The organism is Armatimonadota bacterium (assembly GCA_013314775.1).
In the GTDB taxonomy this organism is placed as follows: domain Bacteria; phylum Armatimonadota; class Zipacnadia; order Zipacnadales; family JABUFB01; genus JABUFB01.
Window position 1 is genome coordinate 122,682 of record JABUFB010000012.1, and the last position, 16,599, is coordinate 139,280.

Consider the following 16,599-nt stretch of genomic DNA (forward strand, 5'->3'; position numbering starts at 1 on the left):
CACTCGGGCAGATGGCCACGAGCCGGGGGGCTGCATTGGGCTAACTACCATCCAGCGCCCGAGCAGGTGTGTTGAAGCCACGGCGGGGAATGGGCCGCTGCTGCCTCAGACAATTTCGGCCTGCCACTCGATGCGCGGCCCCTCGACCTCGAAGATGGCGACACGATGCACCCCGTTGCGGTTCGGGGCCAGCCAGGGCTCGAACCGTGGCGGCTCAATGCAGCCGGGCACTCGCAGACGGTACACGCACCCCAGATACCGGACCTCGAGGCCGTCTGCGTCCAGTGCGACCTCGGAACGCTCCGTGCCGTCTGTCTCGATAACCGGCGCCTGAAGGCGGAGACGGGACAAACCGGGGACCTCGCAGGCAACCCGCAGGCCCTCCCCGGAAAGAGTGTAATGCTCGTTCACGCGCGCGGTGCCCAGCGCTCCCTCACGGTCCAGATACGAGACTGTGAACTCCACCCCCGAAGCCTCCTCGCGCTCCACACATACCTCGACATCGTGGGTGTCGCGGCCGGACTGCGCCAGGGTACGCCAGTCATCCCCCACCGGCCACCCGACACCCAACGCAACTGCGCGGGGCGAATTCGGCAACGGCATCTGGTAGTGGGGGGCGGGAACGATGCTGGAGTTCATGGCAATGTCGATGGGAGCGTCGCGTCTGTGGATGCGCCCGAGCCCGGTGGCGTCGTATCCTGCCTGCCCGCGGGTGTCGATCTGGATGTGGTAGCCGCCCGCGGTGGCAAAGATGCGGTGGAAAGCGTCGGGCAGATGGAGCACATATCCGCCAGTATCCGCGGGGGACGCTCCGGGAGCGATCCTTTCGTCCGCCACGTGCCAGGCTCCGGCGAAAAGGTTCGCGGCCAGCAGACCGTAGCCGCTGTGCGCGTTCTGGTCGGCAGCGAAGCCATCCTGCCCGAAGAACGGCTGATCTGCGAACTGGTTCTTCTGGCAGAAGTAAGGGTCCCGGAGCAGCCAGCGAGACACTGACGCGGCCGCGAGCAAGGCCATCCGTCGCAGGGCTGCGGCCAGGCTGAGATTCCCCGCGCGCATTTCCTGCTTCGCCTGCCATTCGGCGAAGTACGCGATCATCCCCTCCATCATGTGGTACTGGTTGCTGCGGCCGCCGTAAGGCGCCACACCCGTGGGACTGACGAACAGCAGCGTTGTAAGGGCGCCCGTGCGCAGGGCCTCCCGGGCCCAGTCGGCGTAACGCCCTGCATACCCGTACTCAAGCATCAGCGCGAGGCTCTGGCGAACCGTGAGATCATAGGTCACCGGGTCGCCCGGGTCGAGGTACATGCCGAAGTCGGTCCACCACTGCAGTTCGCTCTCGAGGATCCGGTCGATGTAGTCCACGCGGTCCGACAGGCCATGATAGATGCGCAGGCCTTCTGCCGCGGCGCCGTAGAAGGCCCAGTTGCGCTCGCCAAAGTAGACCCTCTCGGGCTCCGGTTCGCGCAGAGCTTCGGTCCAGCGCGCCAGTTGGTGCAACGGTGCCAGGGGCTTGAGGGCACCGTACAGGATCATCATGTCTTTGAGATTGAAGACTGAGCAGGGCCATTGCTTGCCCGCGCGGTAGTGCGAGATCATCTGGCCGCAACACCAGTCAAACGCCGACATTGCAGTGGTTAGCAGGTCGTGGCAGCGCCCGGCGTTGAACAGGTGTCCGACTGCTGCACAGTACCGGGCCGTGGCGGTGGCCGACTCACCCCCCGGCGCATTGTGAGGGTCGCCGATCATTCCCTGCGGTGTCTGCCACCGGGCTGCCTGACGCACGACGTTCTCGGCGAGGTCCAGGTACAGGTGGGCAGGAGGCGAGTCGACCTGCATCTCGCCGGCCTGCCGCAACACCTCCATCACCTTCGCCTCCAGCTCCGCCATCACCGCAGTTTCTTCCATTCATCGATCATCGCGAGGGTGCTCTCCCAGGGCATGATGCTGTGAGACGAGACGCACTGCGACAGAATCAGTCCGGTCTTGCCGAAGCAGTCGAAGGCAAGGCGCACGGCCTCGCGGGTTGCGTCGGGGCCCTTCCAGATATGGAACGTGCTGCTGGGGCCAGTCCAGAAGGCCTTGGTGGGCGCCAGCCGGTCGCGTATCACGTATGGGTCGACCCCGTGGAAGGCGAGATCAATGCCCACCAGTGAGTCCAGTTCCAGCCCGGCGAGGTGATCCAAAATGGGCATCACACCCGTGTGCACGGTGTAGGTGGTGAGCATCCCGCGGCTGTGGGCTGTCCGAGCTTCGGTGTTGAGGCGCGTCGTGAGGAACCGGCCCAGTGTCGAGGGACCGTAGAAGTCGGCGGTCTCGTAGAATCCATTCCGGGTGACGATGTCCACCCCAAGTTCGCCGTACAGGTCGAGGGTGCGCAGGATTCGCTGGTGGTCGAACTCGAGGTAGTCATCCACCAGTTCCGGGTTCTCGATGGTCATCATGCACAATTCGCGCACCCCGAACAGGTGTTGCGCGCCGGTGAGCCCCATGCCGCCGATGCCCATCACCGCGAGGCCGAAGCGGTCGGCGAGAGCCCGCTGCTGTGCGTAGTATGAGCGCGCGGAATCCAACGCCTCGTCCATATCCAGCGGCTCGAAGATGAAGCGCAGACAGTCCAGGTCCTCGCGGGTCTGGAGCCAGGGCTGGATGTAATGCCCCACATTGTGGTCGCTATAGAAAGGGATGTCTTCGCCGTGGGGCCACATCTCATTGTAGCGCACGGCAGCGGACAGGTCCCCCAACGGGGTGTGGTAGACCTTACGCAGGACGTCGCCCTCGATGTGGACTTCGGATGTGACATCCGGGTGCCGGCGTGTCACGGACGCGCTGAAGTATACCACTTGGTCGAGGCCGAGTTCCTCGACCTGGTACCGGATCTGCTCTTCATACGGCGTCCCGTCCGGCCAGGGGAAGTTCCACGTATGCCCCACGCGCTGTTGGGGCGTCAGCGGGTTGAAGAACCCGCAGCAGGGCACGCGGTCCACCGGTTCGCGACAGATCGCAGCGAGAATGCGTTCGCGGGAAGACATGGATTGTGGCATGGAAGCCCCCTGACGTTTTCTATTTGGCCAAAGCTGAGGCAAAGTCTAGGCAAGTCCATGCAAGGGGGCAAGAAGCGCTGAGCAGAAAATACACTCACGGGTTACCAATTCGGATCATTTCGGTGCGTGTTGCGGAAAGTGCCGGGAGCCATGTCCGTAGCTTGGCGGAAGGACCGTGTAAAATGGGCCGGATATGCAAAGCCGACAAGCCTGGCGACCTCGGAGACGGGCAGATCGGTGCATGCCAGGAGTTGCCGGGCCTGTTCCATGCGCCGGGCGTTCACGTGCTGCATGACACTTACACCCATCTGGGCTTTGAAGAGGCGCTGAAGGTGGGGGATCGACAGATGAGCAGCCGAGGCGAGGCGCGCCAGACTCAGATGCTCGTGCAGGTGGCTGTCGACATAGTCCAGTACGCGACGAACCACTGGCGCCACGTCTCGGGCAGATTCATCCAGCGGCGGTGCAAGGGTGGGCAGGCTCGTGCGAAGGTCTGCACAGACTGAAAGAACCAGCGCTCGCAGTAGCGCGTGGGGCAGAGCGTCGCAGTACTCGGAGGAGCGACGCAGGGCATCGATGAGCATGTCGGTCAGGGCAAGGAGCCGGTCATCGGGGAGGAACACCCGTGGCCACCCCACCCGGTGTTCGCCTTCCTCAACCCGACAGCTCCCCACGAAAGCCCCAGAAGGCAGGGGTACGAGCCACAAAGTCTCGTTTGGAAGCCTCTGGGGCTGGGCACGCTCCCAGTGGGGCCGGGTACCGTCGGGCTGAGGCACCCCCGGCGGCACGACGAAAAAGCTCCCCGCTCTGAGACTGATGATGTGGTCGGCTATCCGGTAGTCCGCTTCCCCCTCCAGCAAGCATCCCAGTACGGGAAATCGCAGGACCTCGAGAGCTTCGGCCCTGCGGTAGCCGGCGTGCAGGTAGCTCCGGCCTGATGTGTCAAGGGGCGCTGCCTGGTCCAACGGTTTCGGGTGCCTGCGAACGTCTGCGCTGCGGCTTGTGGACAGGGCGGCGGGTTCAGCGAGGATGAGCGGCGCCGTCGCTGGTGGCGCAACCATACCGGATAGCCGGGTGCTCAGTGCGTGGAGGTCGATCTTGCCGCCGGGTGCTTTCCCCTGTCCCATAGGTGGTCCCGCTTCCGCTAGAACTGCTGGGTGGTCGCGTCCTGTCCCCTCACCCCCGCCCATTCCTGCCACGGTACCCAGCCCAGTTCCTCCCGGGCGCCGCAGAGATTGGCCAGGAGCGACAGTGCGCTGCAGACCAGCGCCGTTCCGGTGATGTCCGCCTGGTCCTTCACGGGGGCCAGTTGCAGGCCGCCGTGGTTCGCCAACGACCCGCCCGGGCCGTAACTGAAGGCTCCGTCGGGTCGCAGGAGAGGCAAGAATCCGTCGAAGCAGCGGGACGTAACCTCGGCCACTTCGTCCCGCCGGTAGTCGCAGTGGCGCAGGGCGATGTCCAGCACATAGGCCACGTCGAAGATGCTGCAGGCATCCGGCGTGTCGCGCAGGGCAGGTGATTCGGCGAAGCCACGCAGGCACAGGTCCACCACGCGCTCCGGATACTGGACAGGCATGTCGGTGATGTTCAGGACCTGAATCCAGACTTTGAAAATGCCGTTGATGAGCACATTCAAGGCGATGTCGCTGCCATCCGACCACGCGCCGGTCTCTGGGTCCTGGTGCTTCACGAGCCAGTCCACCCCGGCGGCGATGATCTCCGGCGCATTCTCGTCGCCCATGAGGCGGTTGAGGTTCTGGAAGATGATCGCCGCACCGGCCCAGGAGCCCGCACCCCATGGGTTGTGCCAGTGGAGGCTCTCCATGTAGTCCACGATCTCGGCAGGCGAGCGGAAAGCCTCGGCGTGATGCAGGCGATGTGGAGGACGGCCGCCAAGGCCCAAGAGTGTCATGATGCCGTTGCGCGTGGTCCAGCGGCGCACATTGGCGACCTCCTCAGCGGTAGGCTGTGCGTGCGTTGTGATGATGTGGCGCTCCATGCCCTCGTCGATCATGAGCCCGTCTTCGGGGCGCTGCATGGAACACAGGTAGTCGATCCACCCGGTACGTTCCTGGTCGGAGATGGTCATGCCAAGGCAACTGCGGATGTTGTAGGCCATGGAGGTGGAATCGAGGTCGAAAGGCTCGAAGGCATCGGTGGCGAAGCGGTAGCGTCCCGGTCCCGACGGGTGCGCCAGCGAACTGAGCCAACGGGGCACCGAATCCTTCGCTTCGAGTAACCAGCGGGGCAGGTTGGGCATGAGTGGCTCCCGGTACGGCTTTCTGCAGACTGCAGCCAACCGGTGGTTTCCCCGCGCGGGCGTATCCGTCCTGTCGCCCGTGCAGGTCAGGCAAGATGCGACGGGGAATTGCGCCCGACGTCTGAGGCAGGTCTGGCCTGGAGAGCTCACGGCGTGGTTTCGACGGAACGGCTTGTGACGTGGACCATGGACTGTGAGGCCGAAAAGGGCGCGCAATGATGAGCGGTGGCTATCGACCTGCAGCAAGGCGAGAAGGTTGGAGTCCGACTGGGCGCGCCGGCACAGCAGGTGTCACGCCACGCCGATGGCTTGCTGGACGCGAACTGCCATACTCACGCCCGAACAGGAGATAATCATGGAGCCGGTACGCGTTGGCGTTGTCGGTCTGGGCATTCGCGGCTTATGGATCGCCCGCATGGCGAACGAGGGTGCCGAGACCGAACTGGTCGCGGTTGCGGACATGAACCCGCAGATGCTGGACATCGCCCGACAGATGTTCCCCAACGTCGCCCGGTATGGGAGCGGCGAGACCATGGCTCGCGAGGCCGATATCGAGGCAGTGTTGGTGGGCACCGGCGACCGCTTCCACGCGGGCAATGCCATGGAAGCCCTCCGCTCCGGCAAGCATGTACTTGTGGAGAAGCCTCTCGCCCAGAGCTTCTCCGACCTGGATGAGATCGCGCGCCTGCAGCGCGAAACAGGCCTGGTGGTGGGCACCTACCTGGAACTGCGCCACAGCACCCTGTGGAAGCGGGTCAAGGCGATCATCGATTCCGGAGAGATAGGGGTCATCCATGCGGTGTCTCTCGTGGACCTGGTGGGTCGGGACAAGAGCCAGTTTTTCGGGCGCAAGCGGGGCAGGTCACAGGATATGATGCTGAGCCTGGTCCTGCAGAAAGGCGTTCATTGCCTGGACCTGATGAACTGGTTCGTGGGCTCTTCGCCGCGACGCGTGGGGGCCGTCGGGCGACTGGCCCATTTCGGCGGCGACAAGCCCGCGGACAAACGCTGCCGAGACTGCGAAATCAAAGAGACCTGCCCGCATTTCCACGAGCACACGTATCCGCTGAACCCTCCGGGTATCACGCTGGACCATGGTGATGATCACTGCGTCTGGTCTTCCGCCTGCGACCTGGAGGACGTCAGCCTTCTGACGATCCAGTATGACAACGGCGTAGTGGCCTCGTACAATGAGGTGCACTTCGCACCCAACTACGGCACCCACTTCGCCATCTATGGCTCCAAAGCGCAACTGGACACCGAAGCCAACCACGACACGGGCGAGTGCTGGGTGCAGGTGCGCGAACGCCACACACAGAACGAGCGGCGGGAGCGCCCATCCAAAGACACGGGGCACGGTGGCTCTGACCCCGTGCTCCTGGCTGATTTCGCGCGTGCAGTGCGAGAAGGTCGCGAGCCGGTGTCAGGTCTGCAGGCAGGGTACGAGAGCGCTCAGATCGGTATCGCCACCCGGCTGTCCATCGACAGCGGCCAGTTCGTCGAGCTACCGAGATTCGACGCCGTTTGAAGGCCCCACGAGAACGGCCAGGTCGGTGCGCTCACCGCGCAAATTCACGGAATCCACCCGAAGATGAGCGGCGAACGGCGCACGATTTCACGCGATTTCGAGGTCGCCTGTTCGCCGGCGAACTGGTGAACGCGATAGCCCCGGGCGGAGTCGAGCGAGACTTTCGACCCGCGCAGATGGCACGGCAATGCCGCGCAGGCCGACCGTCCCGGTCGACGGACGTTGACGGCCTCTATGCCCCCAACTCCCCAACCATCCGCGCGTGCCACTCCGCAACACTCGATTCCACGAAGTATACTCGCGTCAACGCTTCTCCCGTCTCCCCCGGCTTCAGCGGCCCGAAGGACGGCGCGCTGTGGATGCACGAGTACTCCATGTTCTGGAACAGGAACAGGGCAGGGCGTGAGACCGTGGCCACAAGCCGCTTCCCGTCACGGGTCTCAATCGCCAGCCAGCCCTCAAGGGCCGCGTCCGGCGGTGTCGATTGGAAGTTCGCAACGAAGGGGATGTCCATTCCCGGAAGCGCGCCCTCCACGCTGTACAATTGGATCGTGGGTCGCGGGCCGAACTTGCGGGGGATCTCCACAAGTCGCCTGAACTCGCCACCGGTGCGGCACCAGTGGCGCACGCATTCGTTGTCACGTATTGACGGAGCCCCGCCGGCCTGGAAGCAGTTGAACGCGAAGCTCTGGGTCCAGTTCCGGTCGCTCTCATTGGTCACCTGGAGCCGGGCATCTACGAAGTCCTCGCCGGGGATCAGCGTGACCGTGTATGAAAGCTCGCCATCTGCCCGGCACACCTGCTCCCAAACGCCACCCTCAAGATGTCGCCATTCGGGCTTGGCATTGTTGAACCAGTAACCTCGGGCGATATCGCCGATGGCTTCGGGGAAACCCAGGCCGAAGCTCTCGTCGGGAAACGCGGGGATCTGTGTGAGCCACGCGCCCATGTTGCCCGAATTCGCGCTGATCTGGATACGGGCCATTCAGCCCACCCCCCGCGCGCAGCGGAAACCGTAGAAGTCGCCGGCGTTATTGGCGAACCCGCTCATGTTCCGGGCCGCCGGGCGCAGGTTCACCGGCCGGGTCATGCACCACGCGCCGCCCTTGATGATGGCCGATCCAGGGCCGGGGCTGTCAGCGCACCATTCGCCCACATTGCCCACCATGTCAAGCACGCCGTACGGGCTCGCGCCCGATGGATGCGCGGTGACCGGCGCGGTCTTCGGGCCCCGCTCGCCGGGGGCCACATTCCAGCGGCAGGCGCCCGGGTCGAACTCGTTGCCCCAGGGGTACAGCAGTCCGTTGGGACCACGGGCAGCCTTCTCCCACTCAGCTTCGGAAGGCAGGCGCTTGCCGGCCCAGTCCGCGTAAGCCTGGGCATCCATGAGATTCACGAAGGTCACCGGATGGTCCAGTATCTCCTCGGGTGGCTTTCCGCCGGGCCAGTGCATACGCGGGGGATAGCCCGTCTCGCTGCAGAATCGGTGGTACTCGCGATTCGTAACCGGGCACCTGTCGATGGCGAACGCAGGCAGGTCCACGAGCCGCCGAGGGACTTCGCCGCTGAGCCAGCTTGAGTGGAAGCCGGCCTCGCTTGCGAGACGCTCCGCCTCCTCCTCGGAGGTGCCCATGATGAAGGGCCCTGCGGGGATGACGATCATCTCACTTTCTATCGGCTCATCCCTCCTGCCCTGCGCCAGCGCCGGAGTGACCGCGCAAGCGAGCAGTCCTACCGAGGTGGTCCAGATCCATTCCCTGCGGCTGGGCATCTGCGCACCTCCACGCACGTCGCGTGTTGCCGGCTAGAGATTGAACACTCGGATCGCGTTCTCCCGGGCCACCTTGTTGAAGACCTCTTCCGTGATCTTGCCGGTATCGCGCCAGTTTATGAGCAGTTCCGTCATGGGGATCGGCATGGTCGGGAAGCACAGGTCAGTGCCGAACAGCAGGCGATCCTGGAACTCGGTCACAAACTGCGGGCCGTAATCCGGATCGCGCGAAAGAGCGTTGTAGGGCGTGAAGTCGGACAGGTCGCCGTACAGGTTGGGGTACAGGCGCATGAGCTTGGGGACCACGCCCTCTTCCTTGATGGGTCCCTTGGGCAGGCGGCCAACCTGTCCGCCCTCGCGCCGGAAGATGTAGCCCCGTTCTCCGGGGGTCTCCATGCGCGCGATCTCTGTCCAGAATACCGGGCCGTGACCGAAGATAATGAGATTCGGATAGCGCTGCAGAGTGTGCTCAAGCTGGGGCAGGCCCGGGTCATCGTACAGACCGAAGTCCCCGGTGAGCTGGTCGGAACCGTCGTAGGTGACGGGCAGGCCCACCTTCTCCGCACAGGCGAAAAGATTCTGGACAAGGGGGTCCATCATCGGCAGGTTGGGCATAACCTCGCCCAGACCACGGCAGCCCCTGTCCTTGTAGTATTGAAGAAGCTCGTCCAGCGGCGAATGCGGCGAGTTGGCAATCGCCCGCGGGTCGATGTTGCAGAAGGCGAAGAACCGGTCCGGGTACTGCTCCACCATCTCCAGGATGTCTTCGTTTGCCTGGGGCAGGTATATTTCGGGGCTGACAATGGGTAGCAGAGCGCCCTTCTCGATTTCGAATCGGTCGAAAACCTCCAGAACCTGTTCGGGCGTAGAGAAGGAGTATATGGGAGGCGGCTTGCGATACGCGTGGCAATGGATGTCGATGAACAGGGGGAGCAACTCCCTTCGGGTGTCATTACTCTCAGGGCGCCGCAGAGCGATGCCCTGCTGCCGCCTTCATTCGCCGGGATGCGCCTGACGCCCTTCCGGCCAGTGAGGATCGCGGTCCCTCGCGGGGTGCGCTCGGGCAACAACTCGGCATCGGTGGTGGTGCTACGGGAACTGCCGGGTGGCGGCGGACCTGTAGAACACCGGTGCGCCAGTGAGTCGCCGCAAGATCAGTAGCCGAACAGCTCATGGTGGATCTGGCTGCGCGGCACGCCGTTCGCGCGAAGGTCCGTCTCGAGCTTCTCTACCATTATCGGCGGGCCGCAGAGCAGGAACTCATACTCCGCAAGCTCCCGGGCGAGGTGCTCCTTCAGAAGGCCCACGGTGATGAACCCTACCCGCAGGCTCTCATGCTCCTCAAGACCGCTCAGCACATGAACAAGCTCGACATGGTCGGCGGCCTCGACCTCCTCGCGCAGGGCAATGTCCTCCTCATACTGGTTCCCGTAGAAGAGATAGGCTTCGCGTTCCGGTAGCCGCTCCAGTTCGTCAATCATGCGCCGGAACGGGGTGACCCCGATGCCTCCGGCCAGCATCACCACCGGCCTGTGGGACCGCAACGCCTCGCGCCCGAAAACCCCGTAGGGGCCGTCAATCAAGAAGCGCTCTCCGGGTCGGGTGTCCTGAAGCCTGCGAGTGGTCACGCCCAGCGCTTTCACGGTGATGTGGATCTCACCGGTCTCTTCTCGGTACTTGGAGATGGTGAACGGGCGCACTGGCCGGAATGCTCCGTGGCGGAAGAATGCAAACTGCCCGGGTAACGGGCGCAGCGGGCGCCGGACTGGTTTCATCGCGATGTCGACTACGTCCGTGGCGGCGTGTGCAACCCGGGTCACTTCGTAGACCGAACTGAATATCCCGAGCTCTGCCAGGAGTCTGAGTACGTAGAAGAGACCTGCCGCGGCCAGCACGATGAACCAGACATTTCCAAGTGGGGTGCTGTTGAGCGTCTCCCCGATTGCGTAACCGTGAACGAAGACAGCAGGGAGGAGGAGATAGCTGGACAGGTGCGTGAAGTACCACCGGTCCCTGCCGATGCGCTTGCGGATAAGAGTACTCGCGGCGACGATCCCGCACAGTACGGCGAAGGCGACGATGCCAAGGGTCACATAGGCCGCCAGGCGCGGAGGAAGAGCGCCTCCGAACAGCCACTGGTCGTGCTTGTCCCGGTAGTACAGGGCGATGAAGACAGGGTGCAGGAGCACCAGCGCCGGCGCGGCCGTGCCGATTGCCTTGTGCAGGCCAATGGTCCAGATGTAATCGGGTGTAACCCAGCGCGCAATGGCCTGGCGGTAGCCGAGAAGGAACTGCCAGAAAAGCAGCATTGTTCCGAAAAGGGAGCCGATCTTGGCGGTCAGTTTCCATGCATTGAGCGTCGCGATGGGCTCATCCAGTGAAACGAAGAACACCGGCGCGACGCTTGTGGCGGCGATGGTGAGAAGCAGTGTAGTCTTCGGGATATCCATTCGTGGAAACATGATAGCAGCTCGAGCCATTCTGGTGCTGCGGGGCATCGTTGCCATTATAGCCCACACCGGCGTTGATCCCGCAAGCACCAACGCTGAAGGAAGTCGGCCATCGCCAGCGGAAAGACCCCACATTCAATGCCCTGCCGCGCCCAGAGAACCCAAGGAGCTGACCATGCGAACCCGTCATTTGCCCATGCTGTGCCTGTTGCTGCTCATGCCGGTGATCGCGACACTGGCTGCCGACACAGACGGCGATGGTCTTGCGGACGACCTGGAGACCGAGCTCGGACTTCCACTGGATGCCCCGGTGTCACTGCTGCAGGTTGCCACCAGCCCCGACGCAGGGTTGAGCGATGAGGAAGCCGGGCGGTCCGCGCCGGACGTGCTGACCGTTGAGGCAGGTCATGCTGGTGACAGGCGGGTGCTCCTCAAGGCCACCTTCGCGCGTCCCGTGGATTTCGCCGGCTCGACCTTCATCTTCTACGTGGATGTCGACGGCGATACGAAGACAGGCCGGGTGGACCAGTACCACGGTGGTACCGATGTGATGGTGATATTCAGCGACAGGATGATGCAATTCACCTTCTACGCGCCCTGCGATGCGGGCAACACAGGAGCCCGTTCAGCGAAGGCCGGCAACGTTCTCTACGTCGCCCTGGATGCACCCTTCCGGATCGACGGCGAAAGCATTCCCCTGGGTCTGCACGTGCTCAGCCAGCGCAAGGATTCGACCTTCAGCGATAGCACCCGACATGCGCGGGTCGACCTGCCCAAGTCTGGTGCCAGCGTTCCGGTTCTCCCGCTGGGCAAGGGTGGCGTTTCGCGCTCAGCGTCGGAGTTCCGTTTTGTCAATGACAAGGTCGCCTACGAGAAGCTGTCGGATAAGGGACTGCGTGCCGAGCAGGTTGCGCCGAAAGAACCCATCCAGTTCGGCAGGGAGCGGCCGCGTGTGACCTATGTCTCCACACCCCGCGGCCCTGCGGGACCGGACGTGGTTGCGCGGCGGCGGATCAACGTGGAACTCCTTGAGGAAGCGGGGATCGCGCGTTCACCAGCGGCCATCAGCTTCGGCATTCCCCTGCCACAGCGTGCACTCACCGACCCGGCAAACATGCGCCTTTTGCGCGACGGGCAGGAAGTCCCCTGCCAATTTCAGGCCACGGCTTTCTGGCCGGACGGCAGCCTCAAATGGGTGATCGCGGATGCGCGGGTCCCTCTGGGCGCGAAAGAGCGTGCCGATCTCGTAGTGGAGTTCGGGCGGGAAGTCTCGCAGACCGATGCCGCCCCGAAACTGAGCGTCGAGGACAACCCGGACTCGCTTACGGTCACCACCGGCCCCCTCAAGGCCGTCATCGATAGGGAGCAGTTCTGCCTGATCAGTGCCGCGTGGTTCGACCGAAATGGTGACGGGCTGTTCGCAGACGATGAACGCGTCGGCGCCACGGACCCGGCCGGTGTGGTCCTGCGAGATGAGAAGGGCAAGGAGTTCCGCATGTCCGCCGCGCCTCCTGATGACTTCCGAGTGGAGATGCTCGGGCCGCAGAAGGCCGTCGTGCGGGTCGAAGGCTCTTACGGAGCGGAAGATGGCGCCAAATACATGCGGTACATCACCCGGTTGACCTTCCGCGCGGGCAGCCCGGTCGTAGAGACGGCCATCACACATATCAATGACTACCTCGCAACGGAGTTCACGGACATCACATCTCTGAGTTTTACGTATCGACCCGAAGGCGGCGCGGACTCGGGCGCCCTGTTCCCGGAAGATGGTTGGGAGAAGCCGGCGCAGGGACGCAGCATCTCGGTTTTCCAGAAGGACGAGACCGGGGAGCGCGGTTCCGGCGCATTATCCTGGAGCTCAGGCGGCCTGCGGGGGAGCGCGGTGGTGCATGACTTCTGGCAGCGCTGGCCCAAGGCGCTCTCGGTACGCGACGGGCAAGTCATCTTCGATCTCCTTCCCGAGCAGCCCGGACCGGAATACGGAAAGGACTTGCCCTACTGGCTCATGTACCCCTTCGTGGAGGGGAAGTATCGGTTCAAGTGGGGCATGGGCATGACGGAGCGCATCAGCCTCGACCTGTCAGGATCGGTCCCGGTCCGTGAGCTCTGGGCGGAAGCGCAGGTGCCCGTGGTCGCCGTCATCCCCGCGGAATGGTATGCCGAAACACGCGCATTTGGTCCCGTCGCAGCGCCGAGGGGCAAGCAGTTCGCGGCGTGGGATGAGTTCGTGGAAAAGAGCTTCGAAGCTCATCTGGCCACGAAGGAGCGACAGCGCGAGTACGGCTACTTCAACTACGGCGACTGGTTCGGCGAACGCGGCCGAAACTGGGGCAACAATGAGTATGACCTCGCCCACGGCCTGTTCAGCGAGTTCGTGCGAACGGGAAATCGCGATCTGTTCAGACTGGCCAGAGTTTCAGCGCGGCACCGAGCGGATGTAGACACCGTCTGGGCCTATCCGGACCCGTACTATGTCGGCGCGACTCACCAGCATTCCATCGGACACAGCGGGACCTGGACGGAAGCCGTAGAGCGCGCCACCTGGAGCTACCGTTATGATATGCACACTTCCGCCGAGGGCGGGCATGTCTGGGCGCACGGCATTGTGGACAGCTGGTTCCTCACCGGCGAGCCGCAGTCCATGGAATCGGCCATCGCCCTGGGTGAGCACATCGCCTACGCCTTCGCGCCGACCTTCCATGCGCTGGGCACCCACGAGCGGTCGGCTGGATGGTCTCTCGTCGCCATAGGCGCCATATACCAGGCCACCTATGATCCTGTCTATCTGCAGGCGGCGCGCAGGATAGCCGAGGTCGCGCTCAGGGAGCAGAAGATGGAGAAGGGCGGAGCATGGCCCCATGTCCTGCCCAGGGATCACGCGGGCAGCGAGCAGGGAGCCGAAGGCAATAACCTCTTCCTCATCGGAATCCTTCTGAGCGGCCTGCAGGCGTACCACGAAATGTCCGGTGACCCGGCGGCGTTGCATTCTCTGGAGGCGGGAGTTGGCTGGGTGCTGAAGTCCTGGGACGGCAAGGCCTCCGGCTGGCCGTACTCGGCGAAAACAGATGGGACGCCGCTGTATCGGGCAAGCACCAGCCTGAACCAGCTGATCATTGGCCCGATCGCATACGTGGGAAGACTGACCGGGAACGATAGCATGATGCAGGTTGTGCAGGAAGCCCTGTCTGCCAGCGCATTCCAGAGTCCGGCGGCCAATGGGAAGAGCCTGGCGCAACAGTTGTTCTTCACCGGACCGGTGCTGGCCGAACTGCAGGCGTGGCTGGCGAGGACCCGCGAGGACAAGGGGCTGAACGTCCTCGATGGCAGCCCGGAGAGCATGACCGCGATGCTCATCCGCACAGCCACCAGCGACCGGCACAGTGTGCGCGCACCCGACAAGAAGGTGTTCGGGGTTCGCCTGCGCGAAGCCGGGGCAGAGCTGTCAGTGATACGCACTCCCCACGGCGCCATGAACAGACGGGCGGAGTTCGCGACGGTGCGAGTATTGGATGCGTCGGGAAATACCGTTCACGAGGGCAGATGCAGCACCGATGACAAGTATCAGGTGACGTGGGCGCTTCCCGGTCAGCCCGGCGACGAGTATGCAGTGCTTGTAGACGACGACCAGCGTGGTGTCTGGAGCCTCAGGGGCGACAGTCTGGACATTGTCATGCGCACCAGTCCCGACTTCCGTATCGGTGGAGTGGGACGGTCACGGTATTACTTCATGGTGCCCGAGAGTACGCCGGAGTTCGGTATCAACCTCGTGGGCGTGCATGTCGGGCCTTACGCAGCGCTGGTGCTCGACCCGGACGGCAAAGCCGCGGGAAGCTACCAGGGTGCGAACCCGGGAGCGGCACTGATTCCAGGCGCGCCACCGGCATCGGGCCCGGTCCCACCGGGCAACCCGGAGCGGGCGACGATCACCGTGAAGCCGGCGCCGGAGCAGACAGGAAAGCTCTGGAGCGTTATCCTCAGCGCGGCGGGAGACATCGGGGTGCATCTGACGGGGGTGCCAGGCTGGCTGGCGCTGTCGGAAAGGGACTGGTTTCAGCCGGCAGTGTTGGACTGACGAGAAGGGGCGGCGCGCTGCAGGTGTGATGTGGAACCCGGCCGAGCCGTGGGATTGGCACCGCGTTTCACTGCCTTTGGCGAAACGGGCGCCTGTACCCGGTTCGAGGTACTATGCGGCAACGGCCGGCGGGCCACGGTTGCCCGCCCTACAACGACTCAGCAACGGCCGGGCCGGATAGGGTCCCTCCGGAACCCTTAGCCTTTGCCGTCGCTTTTGGGCCCCGGAGGGGCCGTGCGCATATAGCCGGGGGCGGAAGCCCCTGGATACCGGTGGCCAGAAGCCACGCAGGGGCACCGGAGGGTCAACGCAATCCAGCAGATAGAAGGCACAGCGTCGCCCGGGCGGCCAACGCCCTCAGAACCTCATCGCCTCGAAGGCCTGCTCGTACAACCAATGCCCGAAGTCATTGGGATGATTGATGTTGTTGCCCAGCAGTGATGACTGGTCCTTGCGCTTCAGGACCATCTCCCAGGTGCTGAACACATCCACGTAGGCACATCCAGCTTCGAGGGCGGCTTCACGGGTCGCGGCGGCATACTGGTCCATGCGGTGCGTGCTGTGAACCCAGTGGTCATTGGGCGGGAATGCCGAGAACAGGATGACCTCCGCTCCCTTGCGATCCCGGATCATCTTCACCAGCTCCACCAGGTTCGCCCGAAACACCTCGGGCTCGGTGTTCCCCTTGTTGTGGTCATTCATCCCCCAGCCAACAAGCGCCAGGTCTGGCTTGTCCACGGTCCCCATGTACTTGTCGAACCAGTCGATGCCCTGGCGCGATGCGTAGCCTGAGATGGACACATCCTGCACCTCGACCTGCGCTTTGGGGAACCGGCGCTGCAGGTAGCTCGCAAAGCGGTTCTGGAACCGGAACTCGGGGCGCGACGCCTCGCCACCGGCGGTAATGCTGTCTCCGTAGGACGCGATCTTGAAAGGTCCGCCCGCCTCGAGTTTTGCGCGCACTGCAGCCATGGCCTGGGTCTGGTCATTAGGCTGCGCCCAGGGCTTACCGTTGCTGGTGCGGTAGTCGGCCCAGACAAAGAACGGGTGATTGCTCCAGTTGGTGAAATCCGTGTGGTTGAACTGCTCCAGGCCGTACAGGACGTGGGTGGAGTAGTCTGGGATGCGCGAACCGGCGGTGCGCGTGATGGTGCCGGCGGCATAGTCCACCTTGTAGTCGGCGCCTTCGGTATAAACCACGCAGCCTTCATCTGTCGCCAGGAAAGTGCTGCGGAGGGTCAGCGTACCCGGCAGGATTTGATCGAAGCACAGGTTCGCGGGCTTCTGGGCGGCCAGCACGAGGCTCTCGCCCTGCACATTCATGCTGATGCCGGGCTGCTCCTGTGCCCCGGCAACGCAGGCGAGGGAGCAGATGAGCGGCCACATCATGCAGCGTGAATCCATGGTGCAACACTCCAGTAGGGCGGTCGAGATTCGGATGCGGCAGCGAAGACCCACTGTTTCACCGTGGCGGCCT

Annotated in this window: 11 protein-coding genes; 2 read left to right on the forward strand and 9 right to left on the reverse strand. The window is 63.9% G+C overall.

Annotated features, from left to right (window positions below):
* Positions 1–105: 105 nt before the first annotated feature.
* The 4 genes from HPY44_16390 to HPY44_16405 all read right to left on the reverse strand — a co-directional run bounded on the left by HPY44_16390 (position 106) and on the right by HPY44_16405 (position 5,301).
* Positions 106–1,905 (reverse strand): hypothetical protein, encoded by a 1,800-nt coding sequence (locus tag HPY44_16390; protein ID NSW57590.1) that lies wholly within the window; start codon positions 1,903–1,905, stop codon positions 106–108.
* The gene (locus HPY44_16395) at positions 1,887–3,041 is read right to left on the reverse strand and encodes a hypothetical protein (GenBank protein NSW57591.1); all 1,155 of its coding nucleotides are present in this window, start codon (positions 3,039–3,041) and stop codon (positions 1,887–1,889) included. The genes HPY44_16390 and HPY44_16395 overlap by 19 nt, the downstream gene beginning before the upstream one ends.
* A gap of 101 nt (positions 3,042–3,142) precedes the next feature.
* Positions 3,143–4,168, reverse strand: coding sequence for a helix-turn-helix domain-containing protein (locus tag HPY44_16400; protein NSW57592.1), 1,026 nt, complete (start codon positions 4,166–4,168; stop codon positions 3,143–3,145).
* A 17-nt stretch (positions 4,169–4,185) separates the two neighbouring features.
* Complete coding sequence (locus tag HPY44_16405; GenBank protein ID NSW57593.1) at positions 4,186–5,301, reverse strand: hypothetical protein; 1,116 nt, start codon at positions 5,299–5,301, stop codon at positions 4,186–4,188.
* A gap of 355 nt (positions 5,302–5,656) precedes the next feature.
* Between HPY44_16405 and HPY44_16410 the strand changes: the two genes are divergently transcribed.
* A complete protein-coding gene (locus HPY44_16410) occupies positions 5,657–6,829 on the forward strand; it encodes a Gfo/Idh/MocA family oxidoreductase (protein NSW57594.1) in 1,173 nt (390 codons plus the stop codon).
* Positions 6,830–7,061: 232 nt separating this feature from the next.
* On the opposite strand, the gene HPY44_16415 is transcribed toward HPY44_16410, so the two are convergent.
* The 4 genes from HPY44_16415 to HPY44_16430 all read right to left on the reverse strand — a co-directional run bounded on the left by HPY44_16415 (position 7,062) and on the right by HPY44_16430 (position 11,062).
* Positions 7,062–7,814 carry a hypothetical protein gene (locus HPY44_16415; protein ID NSW57595.1) on the reverse strand — a complete coding sequence of 251 codons (753 nt, stop codon included), beginning with the start codon at positions 7,812–7,814 and terminating at the stop codon, positions 7,062–7,064.
* Positions 7,815–8,600 (reverse strand): SUMF1/EgtB/PvdO family nonheme iron enzyme, encoded by a 786-nt coding sequence (locus HPY44_16420; protein NSW57596.1) that lies wholly within the window; start codon positions 8,598–8,600, stop codon positions 7,815–7,817.
* Between the two features lie 33 nt (positions 8,601–8,633).
* Positions 8,634–9,536, reverse strand: a complete 903-nt coding sequence (locus tag HPY44_16425) for an amidohydrolase family protein (GenBank protein NSW57597.1) — start codon at positions 9,534–9,536, stop codon at positions 8,634–8,636.
* A gap of 218 nt (positions 9,537–9,754) precedes the next feature.
* The gene (locus HPY44_16430) at positions 9,755–11,062 is read right to left on the reverse strand and encodes a ferric reductase-like transmembrane domain-containing protein (protein NSW57598.1); all 1,308 of its coding nucleotides are present in this window, start codon (positions 11,060–11,062) and stop codon (positions 9,755–9,757) included.
* A 163-nt stretch (positions 11,063–11,225) separates the two neighbouring features.
* Here HPY44_16430 and HPY44_16435 point away from each other — a divergent pair, with 163 nt between their 5' ends.
* Positions 11,226–15,122, forward strand: a complete 3,897-nt coding sequence (locus tag HPY44_16435; protein NSW57599.1) for a hypothetical protein — start codon at positions 11,226–11,228, stop codon at positions 15,120–15,122.
* Between the two features lie 357 nt (positions 15,123–15,479).
* On the opposite strand, the gene HPY44_16440 is transcribed toward HPY44_16435, so the two are convergent.
* Positions 15,480–16,526 (reverse strand): hypothetical protein, encoded by a 1,047-nt coding sequence (locus HPY44_16440; GenBank protein NSW57600.1) that lies wholly within the window; start codon positions 16,524–16,526, stop codon positions 15,480–15,482.
* Positions 16,527–16,599 lie beyond the last annotated feature (73 nt).